The organism is Bradyrhizobium hipponense (assembly GCF_008123965.1).
GTDB classification, from domain to species: Bacteria; Pseudomonadota; Alphaproteobacteria; order Rhizobiales; family Xanthobacteraceae; genus Bradyrhizobium; species Bradyrhizobium hipponense.
This window is the reverse complement of record NZ_VSTH01000012.1, coordinates 26761-43593: the sequence shown is the minus strand read 5'-3', so window position 1 is coordinate 43593 and position 16833 is coordinate 26761. Positions and strand designations below refer to the sequence as shown.

At 64.2% G+C, this 16833-nt stretch carries 17 protein-coding genes; 9 read left to right on the top strand and 8 right to left on the bottom strand.

Features of this window, described 5'->3' with window-relative positions; all coding sequences use genetic code 11:
• Positions 1-120: 120 nt before the first annotated feature.
• The 3 genes from FXV83_RS01975 (at position 121) to FXV83_RS01965 (ending at position 2620) form a co-directional block, all read left to right on the top strand.
• Positions 121-486, top strand: coding sequence for a response regulator (locus FXV83_RS01975; RefSeq protein WP_007600538.1), 366 nt, complete (start codon positions 121-123; stop codon positions 484-486).
• Between the two features lie 74 nt (positions 487-560).
• Positions 561-1751, top strand: a complete 1191-nt coding sequence (locus FXV83_RS01970) for a protein-glutamate methylesterase/protein-glutamine glutaminase (RefSeq protein WP_148737244.1) — start codon at positions 561-563, stop codon at positions 1749-1751.
• Positions 1748-2620 (top strand): CheR family methyltransferase, encoded by an 873-nt coding sequence (locus FXV83_RS01965; RefSeq protein ID WP_148737242.1) that lies wholly within the window; start codon positions 1748-1750, stop codon positions 2618-2620. Before FXV83_RS01970 ends, FXV83_RS01965 begins: the two co-directional genes overlap by 4 nt.
• Before the next feature lie 225 nt (positions 2621-2845).
• Here the strand turns inward: FXV83_RS01965 and FXV83_RS01960 are convergent, their stop codons facing one another.
• From FXV83_RS01960 to ctrA, 4 genes are all read right to left on the bottom strand, one after another.
• Positions 2846-4006 carry a glutathionylspermidine synthase family protein gene (locus FXV83_RS01960; protein ID WP_148737240.1) on the bottom strand — a complete coding sequence of 387 codons (1161 nt, stop codon included), beginning with the start codon at positions 4004-4006 and terminating at the stop codon, positions 2846-2848.
• A gap of 3 nt (positions 4007-4009) precedes the next feature.
• Positions 4010-4399, bottom strand: a complete 390-nt coding sequence (locus tag FXV83_RS43815; protein WP_148737238.1) for a hypothetical protein — start codon at positions 4397-4399, stop codon at positions 4010-4012.
• Between the two features lies 1 nt (position 4400).
• Positions 4401-4805 (bottom strand): DUF350 domain-containing protein, encoded by a 405-nt coding sequence (locus FXV83_RS01950; protein ID WP_148737236.1) that lies wholly within the window; start codon positions 4803-4805, stop codon positions 4401-4403.
• A gap of 302 nt (positions 4806-5107) precedes the next feature.
• Positions 5108-5809, bottom strand: a complete 702-nt coding sequence (gene ctrA / locus FXV83_RS01945; protein WP_015688285.1) for a response regulator transcription factor CtrA — start codon at positions 5807-5809, stop codon at positions 5108-5110.
• Positions 5810-6223: 414 nt separating this feature from the next.
• Between ctrA and fliI the strand changes: the two genes are divergently transcribed.
• The 6 genes from fliI (at position 6224) to FXV83_RS01915 (ending at position 12740) form a co-directional block, all read left to right on the top strand.
• The gene (gene fliI / locus FXV83_RS01940) at positions 6224-7549 is read left to right on the top strand and encodes a flagellar protein export ATPase FliI (protein WP_148737234.1); all 1326 of its coding nucleotides are present in this window, start codon (positions 6224-6226) and stop codon (positions 7547-7549) included.
• A 120-nt stretch (positions 7550-7669) separates the two neighbouring features.
• Entirely contained in the window at positions 7670-8089 is a 420-nt protein-coding gene (gene fliJ, locus FXV83_RS01935) for a flagellar export protein FliJ (RefSeq protein ID WP_148737232.1), read from the top strand.
• A 322-nt stretch (positions 8090-8411) separates the two neighbouring features.
• On the top strand, positions 8412-8957 hold the full coding sequence (locus tag FXV83_RS01930) for a sigma-70 family RNA polymerase sigma factor (protein WP_148737230.1): 546 nt from the start codon (positions 8412-8414) through the stop codon (positions 8955-8957).
• A gap of 74 nt (positions 8958-9031) precedes the next feature.
• Entirely contained in the window at positions 9032-10063 is a 1032-nt protein-coding gene (locus tag FXV83_RS01925; RefSeq protein ID WP_148737228.1) for an anti-sigma factor, read from the top strand.
• A 369-nt stretch (positions 10064-10432) separates the two neighbouring features.
• On the top strand, positions 10433-11392 hold the full coding sequence (locus tag FXV83_RS01920) for a helix-turn-helix transcriptional regulator (RefSeq protein ID WP_148737226.1): 960 nt from the start codon (positions 10433-10435) through the stop codon (positions 11390-11392).
• A 130-nt stretch (positions 11393-11522) separates the two neighbouring features.
• Complete coding sequence (locus FXV83_RS01915) at positions 11523-12740, top strand: NAD(P)/FAD-dependent oxidoreductase (protein WP_148737223.1); 1218 nt, start codon at positions 11523-11525, stop codon at positions 12738-12740.
• Positions 12741-13041: 301 nt separating this feature from the next.
• On the opposite strand, the gene FXV83_RS01910 is transcribed toward FXV83_RS01915, so the two are convergent.
• The 4 genes from FXV83_RS01910 to FXV83_RS01895 form a co-directional block, all read right to left on the bottom strand.
• Entirely contained in the window at positions 13042-13242 is a 201-nt protein-coding gene (locus FXV83_RS01910; RefSeq protein WP_148737221.1) for a hypothetical protein, read from the bottom strand.
• 294 nt (positions 13243-13536) lie between these two features.
• Positions 13537-15675 carry a flagellar biosynthesis protein FlhA gene (flhA, locus tag FXV83_RS01905; RefSeq protein ID WP_187435593.1) on the bottom strand — a complete coding sequence of 713 codons (2139 nt, stop codon included), beginning with the start codon at positions 15673-15675 and terminating at the stop codon, positions 13537-13539.
• A 358-nt stretch (positions 15676-16033) separates the two neighbouring features.
• Positions 16034-16333 (bottom strand): copper-binding protein, encoded by a 300-nt coding sequence (locus FXV83_RS01900; protein WP_187435592.1) that lies wholly within the window; start codon positions 16331-16333, stop codon positions 16034-16036.
• Positions 16334-16348: 15 nt separating this feature from the next.
• Positions 16349-16804, bottom strand: a complete 456-nt coding sequence (locus FXV83_RS01895) for a cupredoxin domain-containing protein (RefSeq protein ID WP_148737216.1) — start codon at positions 16802-16804, stop codon at positions 16349-16351.
• Positions 16805-16833: the final 29 nt, after the last annotated feature.

The following is a 16833-nucleotide window of genomic DNA, read 5'->3' as shown; positions in this document are numbered from 1 at the left end:
GTCGATCGCGTCCTCGAGCTTGCGCCCGAGATGATGGCGGCCTGATACGGCGGCATCGCCGCCGCCGGACTTGCAATTGGAAGTGCCCCCGCAAAAAGCGGGGAGGAAGCAGAGGTTCACATGCGAACTTGTCTCGTCGTTGATGATTCCAGCGTCATCCGCAAGGTTGCGCGCCGGATCCTGGAGGGCCTCGATTTCCAGATTCTCGAAGCCGAGGACGGTGAGAAGGCGCTGGAGGCCTGCAAGCGCGGCCTGCCCGACGCGGTGCTGCTCGACTGGAATATGCCGGTCATGGACGGCTACGAGTTCCTCGGCCATCTCCGGCGCATGCCGGGCGGCGACCAGCCCAAGGTCGTGTTCTGCACCACCGAGAACGACGTCGCGCACATCGCGCGCGCCCTGCACGCCGGTGCCAACGAATACATCATGAAGCCATTCGACAAGGACATCGTGACCGCGAAGTTCCAGGAAGTCGGCCTCATCTGAGCGACCGTCCGAAGGCCGAACGGAGCCCCCGGCGCTTGTTTTAACTGTACCGTTTCAGTCTGAGTTGGTGAGTAATGAGTGTTGCGTTCGCAGGAAGTTCGGCCACGAGCCCGTCGCGCGAAGCCGGGCCGCTACGCGTGATGATCGTCGACGACTCCGTCGTCATTCGCGGTCTGATCTCGCGCTGGGTCGGCGCCGAGCACGACATGGAGGTCGCAGCCTCGCTGCGCACCGGGCTCGAGGCCGTCAACCAGATCGAACGCATCAACCCCGACGTCGCCGTGCTCGACATCGAAATGCCCGAGCTCGACGGCATCTCGGCACTGCCGCAACTGCTGGCGAAGAAGCGCGATCTCGTCATCATCATGGCTTCGGCGCTGACCCGCCGCAACGCGGAGATCAGCTTCAAGGCGCTGTCGCTCGGCGCTGCCGACTACATTCCGAAGCCGGAATCGACCCGCGAAGCGTCCGCCGCCGACATCTTCCACCACGATCTGATCCAGAAGATCCGCCATCTCGGTGCGCGGCTGCGCAGGAAGGCTGCGGTCGCAAGCCCGCCGGTGGCGCCAGCCAGCCCAGCTCCCGCCGCGCGCGGACCGGTTGCGCGGCCTGCAGCGCCGGCACCCGCCGCGCATGCTGCGTCGTCGCTCTCATTGGTCACACGCCCGTTCTCGACCCAGGCACCAAAAGTCCTGCTGATCGGCTCTTCGACCGGCGGTCCGCAGGCGCTGATGTCGCTCGTGACCGAGCTCGGTCCGGTGATCGACCGCGTTCCGGTGCTGATCACCCAGCACATGCCGCCGACCTTCACCACCATTCTTGCCGAGCATCTGGCACGCTCGAGTCGCAAGCCGTCGAGTGAGGCGGTCGACGGCGAACCGGTGAAACCGGGCCGCATCTATCTGGCGCCGGGCGGCAGGCACATGCGCGTCGTGCGCAGCGGCGTGGACGCTGCGATCTCGCTCGACGACGGTCCCGCCGTCAATTTCTGCAAGCCCGCGGTCGATCCACTCTTCACCTCGGCCATCGACATCTGGCATGGCGCGATCCTCTCCGTGATCCTGACGGGCATGGGCTCGGACGGCATGCGCGGCGCCAAGGACATCGCCGCCGCGGGAGGCAGCGTCATCGCCCAGGACGAAGCCTCCAGCGTGGTTTGGGGCATGCCGGGCGCCGCCGCCAATGCCGGCATCTGTTCGGCGATCCTGCCGCTCAACCAGATCGGCTCCAAGGTCACTCGCCTGTTCGCGGGAGACCGCTCGTGACGCCCATGGACTATGAGTATCTGCGCAAGTTTCTGAAAGAGCGCTCCGGTCTCGATCTCTCCGCCGACAAGCAGTATCTGGTCGAAAGCCGGCTCTTGCCGCTGGCCCGAAAGGCGAGCCTTTCAGGCATTCCGGATCTCGTCCTCAAGATCAGGAACGGCGACGGCCGGCTTGCGAGCAGCGTGGTCGAGGCGATGACCACCAACGAGACCTTCTTCTTTCGCGACAAGATCCCGTTCGATCATCTGCGCGAGACCATCCTGCCCGGACTGATCCAGGCGCACGCGGCGCGCAAGTCGCTTCGCATCTGGTCGGCGGCTTCCTCGACGGGACAAGAGCCCTACTCGATCGCGATGTGCCTGAAGGAGATGGGCGCTTCTCTCGCCGGTTGGCGCATCGAGATCGTCGCCACCGATCTGTCGCAGGAAGTGCTGGAGAAATCCAAGGCCGGCGTCTACAGCCAGTTCGAGGTGCAGCGCGGCCTGCCGATCGGGTTCTTGGTCAAATACTTTACGCAGTCCGGCGACATCTGGCAGCTCAACGCCGACATTCGCTCGATGGTGCAGTTCCGCCAGCTCAATCTGTTGCACGACTTCTCTCATCTCGGCACGTTCGACGTGATCTTCTGCCGCAACGTGCTGATCTATTTCGATCAGGACACCAAGGCGGTGATCTTCGAGCGCATGGCGAAGTGTTTGGAGGCCGATGGCACGCTGCTGCTTGGTGCTGCCGAATCCGTCGTCGGCATCACCGATGCTTTCCGTCCCGTCGCGGACCGCCGTGGCCTCTACCAGCTCAATCCCGTTCGCTCCGGACGCCCGATGGGCGGATTGATGCCGCAGCCGCTGAAGATCGCCGCGGCGCGGTGATCTCTTATTTCCCTATTCCCTTGTGGGAGAGGGTGGCATAGGCGGCCTTCGGCCGCCGTCCTTAGAACGCCGATGCTTCGCATCGGCTATGGCGTAGCGACGAGACGGGTGAGGGGTTATCTCCGCGCTTGAACCTCTCGCATTGAAACGCGTGGATAGAACCCCTCATCCGGCGCTTCGCTGCCACCTTCTCCCACAAGGGGAGAAGGAAGAGCATCGTCCATCTCACAAAATCGCGTGCGGCAGGAAGCGCGAGCCGTTGCCGGTGATGGGGCTCTCGTCCTCGCGGATCGACATGCCGCACGGCTCATGGTTCACCAGCCAGCTTCCGATCACCGGATAGAAGTCTGAAAAGTTCGGCAGCGGCGCGAGCGCCTGGTGCACGAAGCCCTCAGTGCCGTAAGGGCCTGCGTGCGCGTCAAGCGGCACGCCGCCGCAGACCAACGTGACATTGGCGCCCTCGCGCGACAGCAGCGGCTTGCGCACGTAGGAGCTGCCAAGCTCGCCGGCGCGCGGATCGTCCTCGAAGAAGGCCGGCAGCAGATTGGGATGGTTCGGAAACATCTCCCATAACAGCGGCAGGATGCCCTTGTTGGAGAGCACCGCCTTCCACGGCGGCTCGATCCAGCATGTCCGCGCCTGGTCGAGCTTTGCGCCAAAGGCGTCGTGGAACATCCATTCCCAGGGATAGAGCTTGAAAGCGAGCGCGATGTTGCGGTCGTCGAGATCGACGAAGCCGCCGGCCTCATCGCGCCAGCCGATCTGCGCGATGTCGAGCAGCGTGGTCGATAGCCCCGCCTGGCGCGCGGTGTCCTCGAGATAGGCCAGCGTGCCGGCGTCCTCGTCATTGCCTGTGGTGCCGGTGAGATGCAGATGGCGGCCAGCGCCGATCGTCCTCCACGCTTCGATCAACCGCTCGTGGATGGAGTTGAACTGGTCGGCGCGCGCCGGAATGAGGCGCCGTTCGATGGCCTGCTCCAGCCAGGTCCACTGAAACACTGCGGCCTCGAAGATCGAGGTCGGCGTATCCGCGTTGTATTCGAGCAGCTTCGCCGGGCCTTTGCCGTCGAACTTCAGGTCGAGCCGGCCGTAGAGGCTGCGGTCGTCACGTGCCCAGCTCGCCGCGATCAGGTTCCAGAACACCTCCGGGATCTTCAATCGCCGCAGGTGGCGCTCGTCGCCGATGACGCGGCCGGCGAGCTCCAGGCACATCGCGTCGATCTCGCCGGTCGGCGTCTCGATTCCGCGCTCGATCTCGTCGAGCGTGAAGGCGTAGTAGGCCCGCTCATCCCAATAGCGCTCGCCGTCGATGGTGTGGAACGCGAAGCCGCATTGTTCGGCGGTCTGCCGCCAGTCGTCGCGTTCGCGGCAGACGATGCGTCGCATGTCTCAGCCGCCGCCGGAGAAGCCGTGGCCAAACGAGCCAAAGCCGCCACGGCTCACGCTACCGGAGCCCGAATCGGACGATGTCCCTGACGACGAATGGCCGGAGGAATCGCTGCTGAAGAAACTCGATCGTGACGACCATCGCGAGCCGCCGCTGCCACCCGAAGAACTGCGGCTGCTGCATGCGGTGCTCGTCTGCGCCGGCGCCGTTGCGGGAGGAGGGGGCTCGCAGCTCTGCCGCGGCATCAGCGTGTAGGCGGTGGTGCCGACCGCGATCGTGCCCATCACCAGCAGCGCAACCTGGCCGGAGCGTTTCACAGGCTCTCGCGGTGTTGGCGGCGGAGGCATCGGCCCGCGCTTGCCGAACTGTTTGCTGGGAGGCTTCGTTGCCATGTCAGTAGATCATGCAGGCGGCGTTCAGGAGGCCCGCGGCGAGCGAGGACAGCCCGAGCCAGATCGCCGGTGCAAGCTCGCCAGCGGCGATCTGCGCCGAAAGGTTCGGCACCGGCACCTTGACGAGAAAGAACACGACGATTTGGACGATCAGCGCGATCGTGGCCCAGATCAGGCAGTCCAGCACATTGGCCGAATGGGCAATCGCGCTGACCAGCGGGGCCACGAAGCCGAGCAGGCTGAGGCCGAGCGCAATCGCCGCCGCCGGGTCGTTGTTGCGGATGAGTTGGAACTCGTTGTGCGGGGTGATGCGGGTATAGACGAACAGATACGCCACGATCGCGATCAGCCCGGTGCAGAAATAGACCAGGAAAGCGGGCAGGCCGGCGAGTGATTGCAGGATCATCGTTCCCCCATCGTGCAGCGACCATTCGTCGGCGGGAGGAGGATAGCGGTTCAAATCTTAGAGGTGGGTGAAGCCGTATCGGCACAGTCGGTGCGACCTCTCCCGCCTGCGGGAAAGGTCGGCGCGAAGCACCGGGTGAGGGCTTTCTCAACACGAAGGCTCTCCCGATGCGGAGACACCCTCACCCCGCCCTCTCCCGCAAGCGGGAGAGGGCGAAGAGCCCCAAAAAACAAAACCCCGCCATTTGCGGCGGGGTCCAGGCTGGGAGGAGCAAGCCCCGAAGGGCTCGCGACGTAAACTGATCAGGCCGGAATGCGCTCTTCCTGCTCGTGCGGCTCGCGCAGCACGTAGCCGCGGCCCCACACGGTCTCGATGAAGTTGCGGCCTTCGGAGGCGTTGGCAAGCTTCTTGCGAAGCTTGCAGATGAAGACGTCGATGATCTTCAGCTCCGGCTCATCCATGCCGCCATAGAGATGATTGAGGAACATTTCCTTGGTGAGGGTCGTACCCTTGCGGAGCGAGAGCAGCTCCAGCATCTGGTATTCCTTGCCGGTCAGATGCACGCGCTGGCCGCCGACTTCGACCGTCTTGGTGTCGAGGTTGACGACGAGGTCGCCGGTCTGGATGACCGACTGGGCATGGCCCTTGGAGCGGCGCACGATCGCGTGGATGCGGGCAACCAGCTCGTCCTTGTGGAAGGGTTTCGTCATGTAGTCGTCGGCGCCGACGCCGAGACCCTTAACCTTGTCCTCGATGCCGGCGAGGCCGGAGAGGATCAGGATCGGTGTCTTGATCTTGGAGACCCGGAGCTGCTTGAGCACGTCGTAACCGGACATGTCGGGCAGGTTGAGGTCGAGAAGAATAATGTCGTAATCGTATAATTTACCGAGATCGACGCCTTCCTCTCCCAAATCGGTCGTGTAGACGTTGAAGCTCTCAGACTTCAGCATCAGCTCGATCGACTGCGCGACGGCGCTGTCATCTTCAATCAGCAAAACGCGCATGCCAGTTCCCCATAGTCGCCGCTCCTGGGCGTCAGGTCGGCCGCATTCGCGGCACTCAACAAAACGCCTTTGAACAACTGATTCGGATCCTGACGACAGATGGTTAACAAACTCTGATTCTGGAACGCAAGTCCCCTTGGTGCAATTTTTGTCGAATCGCCCTAAGGTCTTGCGCGTGAAGCAGCTTTCGTCACCCGATACCGTTCAAGTTCCACTTTAAGAGACGGGCCTAACCGACTCTCGCGACTCAGCCTTCTTTCTGAAGGGGAATCGCGCTCAGTCACAAAGACAGTGACGCAATGATTAACGATGCGGGTAAACACGAAGTTAAGCGCCGTTCAGAAATATGGCGAAACTTAAGGTTTGGGCCATGAAGCTCCAATTGATGAAGGCCTTAATGAAGACCCCACTCTTATGAAGGCTCTGGCCGAGCAGATCGGCGACATCGATGGTGTCAACATCTATGGCCGCGTGGTCGGCGTTCGCGGCCTGATGGTCGAGGTGGCCGGCCCGATTCACGCGATGTCGGTCGGTGCCCGGCTCGTGATCGAGACCGGCGCCAACCGTTTCATCCCCTGCGAAGTGATCGGCTTCTCCGGCAACAATGCCGTGGTGATGCCGTTTGCCGGGCTCGACGGCGTGCGCCGCGGCTGCAAGGCGGTCATCGCCAATGCCGCCAACCAGGTGCGGCCCTGTGCGGCCTGGCTCGGCCGCGTCGTCAATGCGCTGGGCGAGCCGATCGACGGCAAGGGGGCATTGCCGCAAGGCACCTCGCCGATGCCGTTCCGCAACGCGCCGCCGCCGGCGCATTCGCGCAAGCGCGTCGGCGCCCCGCTCGATCTCGGCGTGCGTGCGATGAACACCTTTCTGACCTGTTGTCGCGGCCAGCGCATGGGCATTTTTGCGGGCTCCGGCGTCGGCAAGTCGGTGCTGCTCTCGATGCTCGCGCGCAACGTCGATGCCGATGTCAGTGTGATCGGGCTGATCGGCGAACGCGGCCGCGAGGTGCAGGAATTCTTGCAGGACGACCTCGGCGAGGAGGGCCTGGCGCGCTCCGTCGTTGTGGTCGCGACCTCGGACGAGCCGGCCCTGATGCGGCGGCAGGCCGCATATCTGACGCTCGCGGTCGCCGAATATTTTCGCGACGAGGATCAGGACGTCCTCTGTCTGATGGACTCGGTGACGCGTTTTGCCATGGCGCAGCGCGAGATCGGGCTGTCCGCCGGCGAACCGCCGACCGCCAAGGGCTACACGCCGACCGTCTTCACCGAGCTGCCGAAGCTTCTGGAGCGCGCTGGCCCTGGCCTCGGCGTCGGCGCCATCACCGCGATCTTCACAGTGCTGGTCGACGGTGACGATCATAACGAGCCGATCGCGGACGCCGTCCGCGGCATTCTCGACGGCCATATCGTGATGCAGCGCTCGATCGCCGAGCGCGGCCGCTACCCTGCCATCAACATCCTCAAATCCGTCTCCCGCACCATGCCGAAATCGGCCGATCCGCAGTTCTGGCCGACCATCCAGCGGGCGCGCCAGGTCATGGCGACCTATGCCGATATGGAGGAGCTGATCCGGCTGGGCGCTTACCGGGCCGGCTCCAGCCCCGAGGTCGACGAGGCGATCCGCCTGCACGAGCCGCTGGAGGCCTTCCTGCGTCAGCGCAAGGACGAAAGCGCCTCGCTTGCCGACGGCTACCGGCAGTTGGCGCAAATCCTCGGTAATTTGGAAACGGAACGCTAACTTTGTCCCGTCATCATCCGTTCCACAGAGTAGCCAAGCCGGTCTGGGCCCAAATCGGCCCTGTGGGGAGACCGGTGTTGTCCCACGCGCAGCCAGGGGACTTCTGGGGAGTACGAGTCGATGAAGTCACGTGATACCCTTATTCGCCTGAAGAAGTTTCAGGTCGACGAGAAGCGCCGCAGGGTCGCCCAGATCGAGTCCATGATTGCCGACTTCCAGCGGATGTCGGTCGATCTCGAACGGGAGATCCAGACCGAGCAGGACCGCGCCGGGATCAACGATCCCTCGCATTTTGCCTATCCCACCTATGCCAAGGCCGCGATCCAGCGCCGCGAGAACCTGACCCGCTCGGCCGACGAGCTGAAGGGCCAGCTCGAGGAAGCCAAGGCCGCGCTCGGCGAGGCCTTCGAGGAATTGAAGAAGGTCGAGCTCCTGGACGAGCGCGACCAGGCCCGCGAACGGGCCGAGGAAAGCGCCCGCGAGCAGGCCGACCTCGACAGCATCGGCCTGATGCGTGCCCGCATGGGGGCCATCGCCTAAAGCGCAGCCAGCGACCAAGCCGCCGAGAATTTGAAAACCCGGACCCGCAAGGTCCGGGTTTTCGTCTTTGCTGTCCACAGCGTGACGCGCCCGCCCCTTGGTGGCGGGCTTTGCTGCGCGCTATGGTAGTGGGGATGAAGGCGGTGGCAGCGGCGGAGGTGTGTCCACTTCTCCCTTTGGGAGAGGTCGGCGAGGAGTGTCGGGTGAGGGATTACGGTCTCCCGTTCGCCCCGAGCCCCCTCACCCAATTTGCTGCGCAAATCGACCTCTCCCCGTCGGGGAGAGGTGAAGGAAGCGACGGGGCCGCGCGTTGGGGGACTGAATGCTGACGCCAGCAGAGCTGGTCGGGCTGATTGGGACGGTGGCGAAGGGCGATCAGGCCGCGTTCGAGCGGCTCTACGTCGCCACGCGCGCGAAACTCTATGGCGTCGTGCTTCGTATCTTACGCCGACAGGATCTCGCGGAGGAGGTCATTCAGGAGACCTACGTCAAGATCTGGAACAGCGCCGGCCAGTTCAATCCGGCGCTGTCATCGCCGATCACGTGGATGGCGTCGATCGCGCGCAACCGGGCTATCGACGTCGTGCGCAAGAAGACGGAAGTCTCGATCGAGGAAGAGCCCCAGGCGATGGAGGTCGCCGCCGAGAGTCCCGATCCGCTGGCGCGGCGAGAAATGTCCGAGGAGTTGAAGCGGCTCCTGGAATGTATCGGCCGGCTCGAGCCGGACCGTCAGAGGCTCGTGCTTCTCGCCTATTACAACGGCTGGAGCCGTGAGCAATTGGCGGAGAAATTCGCCGCGCCCGTCAACACCGTGAAGACGTGGCTCCGGCGCAGCATGTTGGATATCCGGGAGTGCCTCGGACTTTAGATGATGATGAGAGTGACTATGCAAGCGCGGCGTTCTCACGCCACCTCTCCCGCGGGGAGAGGTGAGGGACCCTGATGGCCTACACGGAGGACCATATCGCGCTCGCCGCGGAATATGCGCTCGGCACACTTGATGCCGACGAGCGCGCGCAGGTCGCGACCATGATGGCAGTGGACGAGGAGTTCGCCGCGATCGTGCGAGCCTGGGAATACCGGTTCGGCGTCCTCAACCAGATGGTCGGCACGATCGAGCCGCGGCCGATCGTGTGGGAGAATATCAGGTCCGAGATCGCGCGGACGGCCCATGCCGCGGAGCCGCCGGCGCTGCCGGAAGCCCCGCCGCCCCAGCCTGTACCGGAATCGTCCTCGGCGGACACCCCGTCGCAGGAATCTTCTTCGGAAGAGGTATCGCAGCCGGAGCCGCAGCCGCCACAACCGGATGCCATTCCCGACCTCGTCCCAATATTCATTCCGCAGGTCCATGCGCCGGACCTTGAGGTCGCGCGCGCGCCACCGGCGCCCATCGCTGACAATGGCAATGTGATCCGTCTCGAGAGCCGCGTGAAGCGCTGGCGTCGTATTGCCTCCGCCGTCGGCGCGCTCGCGGCCGCGCTGCTGGTGACGCTATCACTGCAGATCTTCCAGCCCGACGCGCTGCCGGGGCCTTTGCGTCCTGCGCCGCGCATCCAGACGGTCGAGGTGAAGGCGCCGCCGTCGCCGCTCACTGCGTCTGCGCAATATGTCGCGCTGTTGCAGGGCCAGGGCGGCGGCCCCGCCTTCATCCTCACCATCGACGGCGCGACGCGCAATTTCACGGTGCGCAAGGTCGGCGCGACACCGGAGCCCGGCAAGAGCTTCGAGCTCTGGCTGATTTCCGACAAGCTGCCGCGCCCGCGTTCGCTCGGCGTGATCGGTGCCGGCGATTTCACTGCGCGGCCGGTGCTCGGCTCCTATGATGCCGACGTCGTCAACGGCGCAACCTATGCCGTCACCATCGAGCAGGCGGGCGGCTCGCCCAACGGCCAGCCGACCTCGGCGCCGGTGTTTTCCGGTAAGCTGATCGAAACGGTGCCGCCCACACAGCCGCAGGCGCCGGCGAAGAAGTAGGATTCGCTGAAAGCCCCGCCGTCGTCCTGGCGAAAGCCAGGACCCATTACCCCGACGGCATGTTGTTGCAGCAAAACGCGGCCACAGCGTATCGTCGCAACGCAGGCCGGTGGTAATGGATCCTGGATCGGCGCTCACTCTGCACGCTTGTCCAGGACGACGCTGGAGTGGCATTGGGGGCTTCAACAAGCAATTTGGCGGCGCGAACCCAGCCTGTTCCTGTCGCCACGGTCCATCCCGTCGTCGCATTTCGACAAGCCCGAGCAAATCGGCCCTCCATTTGAACCTCCCCGCGATTCGCAGCGTCAAATCCGCGCAATCGAGTGTCGGCGTCGATTTTTGCGGCGCCCGAGAGGGGCGAGAAGTCAGATGGATGCAGCGAAGACGCCAGGCATCTTCATTCACCAATACGCAGGGCTGCCGCACGGCCCGGCATTCGAGCATTGGCGCGAGAGGGCCTGTGGTCCCTGCGGGCTCGATATCGGACCGAGCCATGGCGACAGCATCGATTGCCGCCTCCAGATCAGCGTGGTCGACAACATCGCACTCGCCGTTCCCGAAGGTGCCTCCGCGCAATATTCGCGTACGCAGAGCGGCCTGGCCGACGGCAATGACGATCTCGTGCTGATCTCGGCACATGCGGGCCTCGTCCGCGTGCGGCAGAACGGCCATGCCGTCGATCTCGAGCCCGAACAGATGATGCTGGTCGACATGAGCGTCACGGGCACCATCGGCCACACCGACGAAGATCGCTTCACCACCATCCGCATGCCGCGCCGCGCGTTGCTCGACATCAATCCGCGCGCCGAGGACAAGCTGTCCCAGGTGCTCTGCGACGGTGCGGTTGCCGAGACCGTCTTTCGCTATCACGCGCTCGCCGCCAATCACGCGCCGCATCTCGACGCCGTCGGCCAGCGTCTGACCGCGCAGCACATGGTCGATCTCGTCGGCCTCCTGCTTGGCACCGACGCCGAGCATGCAAGCCTGGCGCGTGGCAGGGGCCACGCGGCAGCGCGCCTCGAGCTCATGCGGGCCGATGTGATGGCCGGGCTTGGCCGCGCCGATCTCTGCCTGTCCGAGATCGCGACGCGCTCAAGCCTGAGCCCGCGGCAGGCGCAGCGCCTGTTCGAGCAGGCCGGCACCACCTTCACCGAATTCGTGCTGGAGCAGCGCTTGCTGCTGGCGCGAAAGCTGCTCGGCGATCCCCGCGCCAAGGCACGCAAGATCAGCGACATCGCGCATTCATCGGGCTTCTCCGATCTGTCCTATTTCAACCGCGCCTTCCGCAAGCGCTTTGGCGCGACGCCGTCGGAGATGCGGGAAGCTTGAGCTGCCTTCGATTTCGTTTGGAGGCCGGTGCTGGCGCTGTTGGTCCATCGGAGCGGATAGGCTATATCTGTCTGCGCGGGCAGACCGCTCGATCGCATATCGATCCCTCGGGAAAGCGTAGTAGACGGACATGGCGCGTATCGTCGTGCTCGGCGCCGGATTTGCAGGCCTGTGGGCGGCCATCGGCGCCGCGCGCAAGCGCGACGAGATCGGCAGAGCCGGCGACATCGACATTCACCTCATCGATCGCAACCCCTTTCACAATATTCGCGTGCGCAATTACGAGGTCGATCTCAGCGAGGTCGTCATTCCGCTTCCGCAACTGCTCGACCCCATCGGCGTCAGTCATGGTATCGGCGAGGTCGAGGCCATCGATTCCGCACGGCGCGAGATCGCGCTGGTCACGAGCAGCGGCGAGGAAACGCTGGCCTATGACCGGCTCGTGTTCGCGCTCGGCAGCGAAGTGATGCGCCCCGAAATTCCGGGCCTTTCCGACCACGCCTTCGACGTCGATAGCTATGCCGCGGCGCTTCGCCTCGAGGATCATCTCACAGTGCTCGGACGAAGCGCGCCGTCGCCTGGGCGTTCGACGGTCGTCGTGGTCGGTGCTGGGTTTACCGGTATCGAGGTTGCGGCCGAGATGCCCGACAGGCTGGCGCGTGCGGGTATCACCGGCAGCCGTCGCATTATCCTGGTCGATCCCAACGCCGCAGTGGGCGCCACCATCGGCGTGCACGCGCGCTCCGTGATCGAAACGGCGTTGTCGTCGCTCGACGTGGAGCTGCGGCTTGGCGCCCGCGTCGTGTCGATTGAGGCCGCCGGCATTCGCCTGAACTCCGGCGAGTTCATCGCCGCGCAGACCGTGATCTGGTGCGCCGGCATGCGCGCGAGTCCGCTCGCGGCGAGTTTTGCGGGCGAGCGCGATCGCCTCGGGCGCCTCCTGGTCGATCCCTTCATGCGGGTTGCGGATCTGCCCGGCGTCTTTGCGGCTGGTGACGTCGCCTCCAGCGTGGTCGACGGGCTGCATCCGACCGTCATGTCCTGCCAGTTCGCCCGCCCCATGGGTCGCTTCGCCGGCCACAATGTGGTGGCCGATATCCTGGGCTTGCCAATGCTGCCGCTGCGGATCGACTGGTACGTGACCGTGCTCGATCTTGGCAATTGGGGTGCGCTCTACACGGAAGGGTGGGACCGGGAGGTGCGGACGACGGGGCAGGCCGCCAAGGCAACCAAAGAGATCATCAACCGCAAGCGCATCTATCCGCCGCTCACCGGCAGCAAGGATGATCTTTTCGCAGCCGCCGCGCCCACAGTGCAGGCGCCGCCGCCGACCTATGGGGCGCGGTAGAGTCTGATGGGGTGCTTGTTGGAGGACGACCGCTGTGCCATTTGCTCCGTCATTGCGAGCGCAGCGAAGCAATCCAGAATCCCTCCGCGGAAAGATTCTGCATTGCTTCGTCGCAAGAGCTCCTCGCAATGACGAGTTTAAAGCGCGTGCGCTGGCAATGGGGTACCCCAGACATGAGAAAGCGCCCGTGGGGGGCGGGCGCTTTCTGTAGTCGACTTGGGGTTGGGGTCGTCTACATATCCACGTGGCGACTTTGGGGGGCTGGTAAAGAGCCGCGTGAATTCCTGAAACTCAAATCTCCTTAGCGAACGAGCGAAACGTTCGAGCTGGTGATAGCGACCGGCTTGCCGGCCTTCATAACGCGGGCGGTCTGGGTCAGACCTTCATCTGAACTCGTGCGCGCGGCGATACCGAGACCCGCCACCGCGATGCCGGCGACGAGCGCAACGACCACGATCTTCAGGTGGGTCGAACGATCCGCGCTGTAGATCGAGTGGTTCATGGAAGCCTCCTGCCGCCATCTACCCGAAGTAGTCACCCGCCAGTCCAGGCGGGTTCATGCTTCCGGTGCCCAACAACCTAGTATTGGGCGGATTCGTTCCCAAGGGGCGGTCACAAGAGCGTGACAGGACGTGAACTGCCGCGACCAAAAGCGGCGCCTGATCGTGCGATTTTACAATTATTTCAATGCGGTAATGTACATGCAAAGTGCCTGATCGGCTTTTGGTTCACAGGGCGCCAGGAACTCAAAAATCATTTGCCTGTGGCCGAAAAACATACGGCTTCTTAAGGCAAATCAGACGCTTCCGACCGTTTTCAACCTCGCCCTAGGGTGGATTTCTGCCTGCGACAGCACCGTGGTCTGGGCACGGAACCGCTCGACGAGCGAACGCACGAACGGACGAATTGCCGCAGACGTAACCAGTACCGGCGCCTCGCCTTCGCGGGCCGCGCGCTCGAACGCCTCGCGCACCGCGGTCATGAACTCCGACAGTTTCGACGGCTGCATCGCGAGGCTGCGCTCCTCGCCCTGGCCGGTGATGGATTCGGCAAAGGCCTGCTCCCATCGCGCCGACAGCGCGATCAGCGGGAGATAACCGCTGTAGGAGGTGTTCTGCGCGCAGATCTGCCGCGCCAGCCGGGCACGGACGTGTTCGACCATGGTCGCCGGATTGCGCGAGAAAGCCAGCGAGTCCGCGATGCCTTCGAGAATGGTCGAGAGGTCGCGGATTGAGATGCGCTCGGCGAGCAGAAGCTGCAGCACGCGCTGGATGCCGGAGACCGTGACCTGCCCGGGCACGATGTCCTTGACCAGCTCTCCCTGCTCCTTCGGCAACTCCTTGAGCAGCTTCTGCACCTCGCCATAGGACAACAGGTCCGACATGTTGCCTTTGAGCAGCTCGGTGAGGTGGGTCGAGAGCACGGTCGCCGCGTCGACCACCGTGTAGCCCTTAAGCGAGGCCTCTTCCTTCAGGCTGGCGTCCACCCAGGTCGCGGGCAGGCCGAAAGTCGGCTCGGTGGTGTGGATGCCGGGCAGCTGCACCTGGCTGCCGCCGGGATCCATGACCATGAACTGGTTCGGCCAGATCTTGCCGGTACCGGCGTCGACTTCCTTGATCTTGATGATGTAGGTGTTGGCCTCGAGCTGGACGTTATCGAGGATGCGCACCGACGGCATTACAAAGCCCATCTCGATCGCGAGCGAGCGGCGCAAGGCCTTGATCTGCTCGGTGAGGCGGTCGGTGCCGTCGGGACCGTTGACGAGCGGCAAGAGCGCATAGCCAAGCTCGATCTTGAGGTCGTCGATCTTGAGCGCTGCCGAGATCGGCTCTTCCTGAGCGGCGGCGCCCGGCGCACCGGGCGTGCCGGCGGGTGCGGCCTTGGCGGCTTCGTCGGCCTTGGCGGTCGCACGGTTGCGCTTGCGCGCCGACCAGGCCAGCGCGCCGGCGCCCGCGCCGAGCGCGAGGAAGGGGAGGGTCGGAATACCCGGCAGCGCTGCCAATACCAGCATGACCGCCGAGGACATCGCCAGCGCTTGCGGATAGCCGGAGAACTGCTTCATCAGCGCCTTGTCGGCCGCACCCGAAACGCCCGCCTTTGAGACGAGCAGGCCGGCCGCGGTCGAGACGATCAGCGCCGGCACCTGGGTGACGAGGCCGTCGCCGACGGTCAGCAGCGTGTAGCTGCGGCCGGCATCGGCAAAGGACAGGCCCTGCTGCGCCACGCCGATGATCATGCCGCCGACGACGTTGATGAAGACGATCAGCAGGCCGGCGATGGCGTCGCCGCGGACGAACTTGGAGGCACCGTCCATGGCGCCGAAGAAGCCGCTCTCGTCTTCCAGCGCCTTGCGCCGCTCCTTGGCGATCTTCTCGTCGATCAGGCCGGCGGAGAGGTCGGCGTCGATCGCCATCTGCTTGCCCGGCATGGCGTCGAGGTGGAAGCGTGCCGCGACCTCGGCGATACGACCCGAACCCTTGGTGATGACGACGAAATTGACGATGACCAGGATGGCGAAGACGATGATGCCGATGACGAAATTGCCGCCCATCACAAAGCTGCCGAAGGCCTCGATGACATGACCGGCGGCATCCGTGCCCTCGTGCCCGTGCGACAGGATCAGGCGGGTCGAGGCCATGTTGAGCGACAGGCGCAGCATGGTCGAGATCAGGAGGATGGTCGGGAAGGCGGAGAATTCCAGCGGCGCCTGAATGAACAGCGACGTCATCAGGATCAGGATCGAGAGCGTGATCGAGATCGCCAGGAATAGATCCAGCACGATCGCGGGCAGAGGCAGGATCAGCACCACCAGGATGGTGAGGATGCCGAGCGCGAGCGCGATGTCGCCGCGCTTGAGGACGTTGACGATCTCGGTGAGGGTGGGGAGGCCGGGCTTCGCCCCGCCTACGCCCTGTCCCGCGGTGACATCGACCATGGTAGCTGCCTCCCCGCGCGATTGTCGCCCGCGCGCCCCAAACGTCTGCGCGGCGGCCGATGGGCCGCCGTTTCGAAAGTGAGGCACCGCACTGGCGTCCACGGGAGCTCCCGTTCTACGCGGCTGACGACACTCGACTCCACTGGGCAATTTTTGCCCGGTGTATGGTTAGCAAAGGGTTAACGGGGGGCTGCGGCAAGAGTGCAGGGGTGTGGTTTCCGGTATCCAAAGGATGTCATTCCGGGGCGCGCATCGCGCGAACCCGGAATCCATCGTGCGGCAAGCGGTGTGGAGAAATGGATTCCGGGTTCGCGCCAAGCAAGTGGCGCGACCCGGAATGACACCGGGGAGGGGACCGCTATTTCGCCTTCTCGATCTTCGTCACAGTGTACCCCGCCGCCGCCTCCTCGGCCTCGAAGGTTACCTTGTCGCCGACTTTGACCTGCTTGAGCACCACGGGGTCCTTGACCCGGTAGACCATGGTCATGGGTTCATCCATGCCGAGGTTCTTGGCTGGCCCGTGTTTGAGCGTGATCTTTCCCGCGCCCTCGTCGATCTTCTTCACCTCGCCGTTGACGGACGCGGCTTGCGCGGGTGCGCCCGCGGTCAGGCCGAGCGCCAGTGTCAGGGCTGCGGTCATGCGGATGATCGGTTTCATGGTTCTCTCCATTGGTTATTTCACCGTGACGCGGCCGACCATGCCGTAGTCGCGGTGGTCGGGGATCAGGCAGGAAAATTCGAACGTGCCAGCCTTGCTGAACTTCCAGAGCACCTCGGTCGTCTTGTTCGGCGCGAGTCGCACCCCGTTGGGCTCGTCGTGCTCCATGTGCGGATGCTTCTTCATCACCTCGGCGTGTGCGAGATTCTCTTTGGTGGTGGCGAGCAGGAATTCATGATCCTCCTTGCCGACGTTGCGCAGCACGAAGCGGATCTGCTCGCCGCGTTTGACCTCGATCCTTGACGGTTCGTAGTTCATCTCGCTCATCGCGATCTCGATGATGCGCGCAGGCTTTTTGGGATCGCCTGGCTCGCCGGCCGAGAAGGATTCGTGGCCGTGATTTTCATGCGCGCGGCTGGGTGCAATCGAGAGCGCAGCCAGCGCCAGGACCAGTTTGATCGTCTTCTTCATTATCGTCTCCAGTTGGTGGTTCATCGAAA

Coding starts and splice junctions, on each gene's coding strand:
- FXV83_RS01900 (WP_187435592.1), bottom strand. CDS start 16,333: ATGAAACCGATCATCCGCATGACCGCAGCCCTGACACTGGCGCTCGGC.
- FXV83_RS01895 (WP_148737216.1), bottom strand. CDS start 16,804: ATGAAGAAGACGATCAAACTGGTCCTGGCGCTGGCTGCGCTCTCGATT.
- ctrA (WP_015688285.1), bottom strand. CDS start 5,809: ATGCGCGTTTTGCTGATTGAAGATGACAGCGCCGTCGCGCAGTCGATC.
- FXV83_RS01975 (WP_007600538.1), top strand. CDS start 121: ATGCGAACTTGTCTCGTCGTTGATGATTCCAGCGTCATCCGCAAGGTT.
- FXV83_RS01920 (WP_148737226.1), top strand. CDS start 10,433: ATGGATGCAGCGAAGACGCCAGGCATCTTCATTCACCAATACGCAGGG.
- FXV83_RS01960 (WP_148737240.1), bottom strand. CDS start 4,006: ATGCGACGCATCGTCTGCCGCGAACGCGACGACTGGCGGCAGACCGCC.
- FXV83_RS01925 (WP_148737228.1), top strand. CDS start 9,032: ATGGCCTACACGGAGGACCATATCGCGCTCGCCGCGGAATATGCGCTC.
- fliI (WP_148737234.1), top strand. CDS start 6,224: ATGAAGGCTCTGGCCGAGCAGATCGGCGACATCGATGGTGTCAACATC.
- FXV83_RS43815 (WP_148737238.1), bottom strand. CDS start 4,399: ATGGCAACGAAGCCTCCCAGCAAACAGTTCGGCAAGCGCGGGCCGATG.
- flhA (WP_187435593.1), bottom strand. CDS start 15,675: ATGGTCGATGTCACCGCGGGACAGGGCGTAGGCGGGGCGAAGCCCGGC.
- fliJ (WP_148737232.1), top strand. CDS start 7,670: ATGAAGTCACGTGATACCCTTATTCGCCTGAAGAAGTTTCAGGTCGAC.
- FXV83_RS01950 (WP_148737236.1), bottom strand. CDS start 4,805: ATGATCCTGCAATCACTCGCCGGCCTGCCCGCTTTCCTGGTCTATTTC.
- FXV83_RS01915 (WP_148737223.1), top strand. CDS start 11,523: ATGGCGCGTATCGTCGTGCTCGGCGCCGGATTTGCAGGCCTGTGGGCG.
- FXV83_RS01910 (WP_148737221.1), bottom strand. CDS start 13,242: ATGAACCACTCGATCTACAGCGCGGATCGTTCGACCCACCTGAAGATC.
- FXV83_RS01930 (WP_148737230.1), top strand. CDS start 8,412: ATGCTGACGCCAGCAGAGCTGGTCGGGCTGATTGGGACGGTGGCGAAG.
- FXV83_RS01970 (WP_148737244.1), top strand. CDS start 561: ATGAGTGTTGCGTTCGCAGGAAGTTCGGCCACGAGCCCGTCGCGCGAA.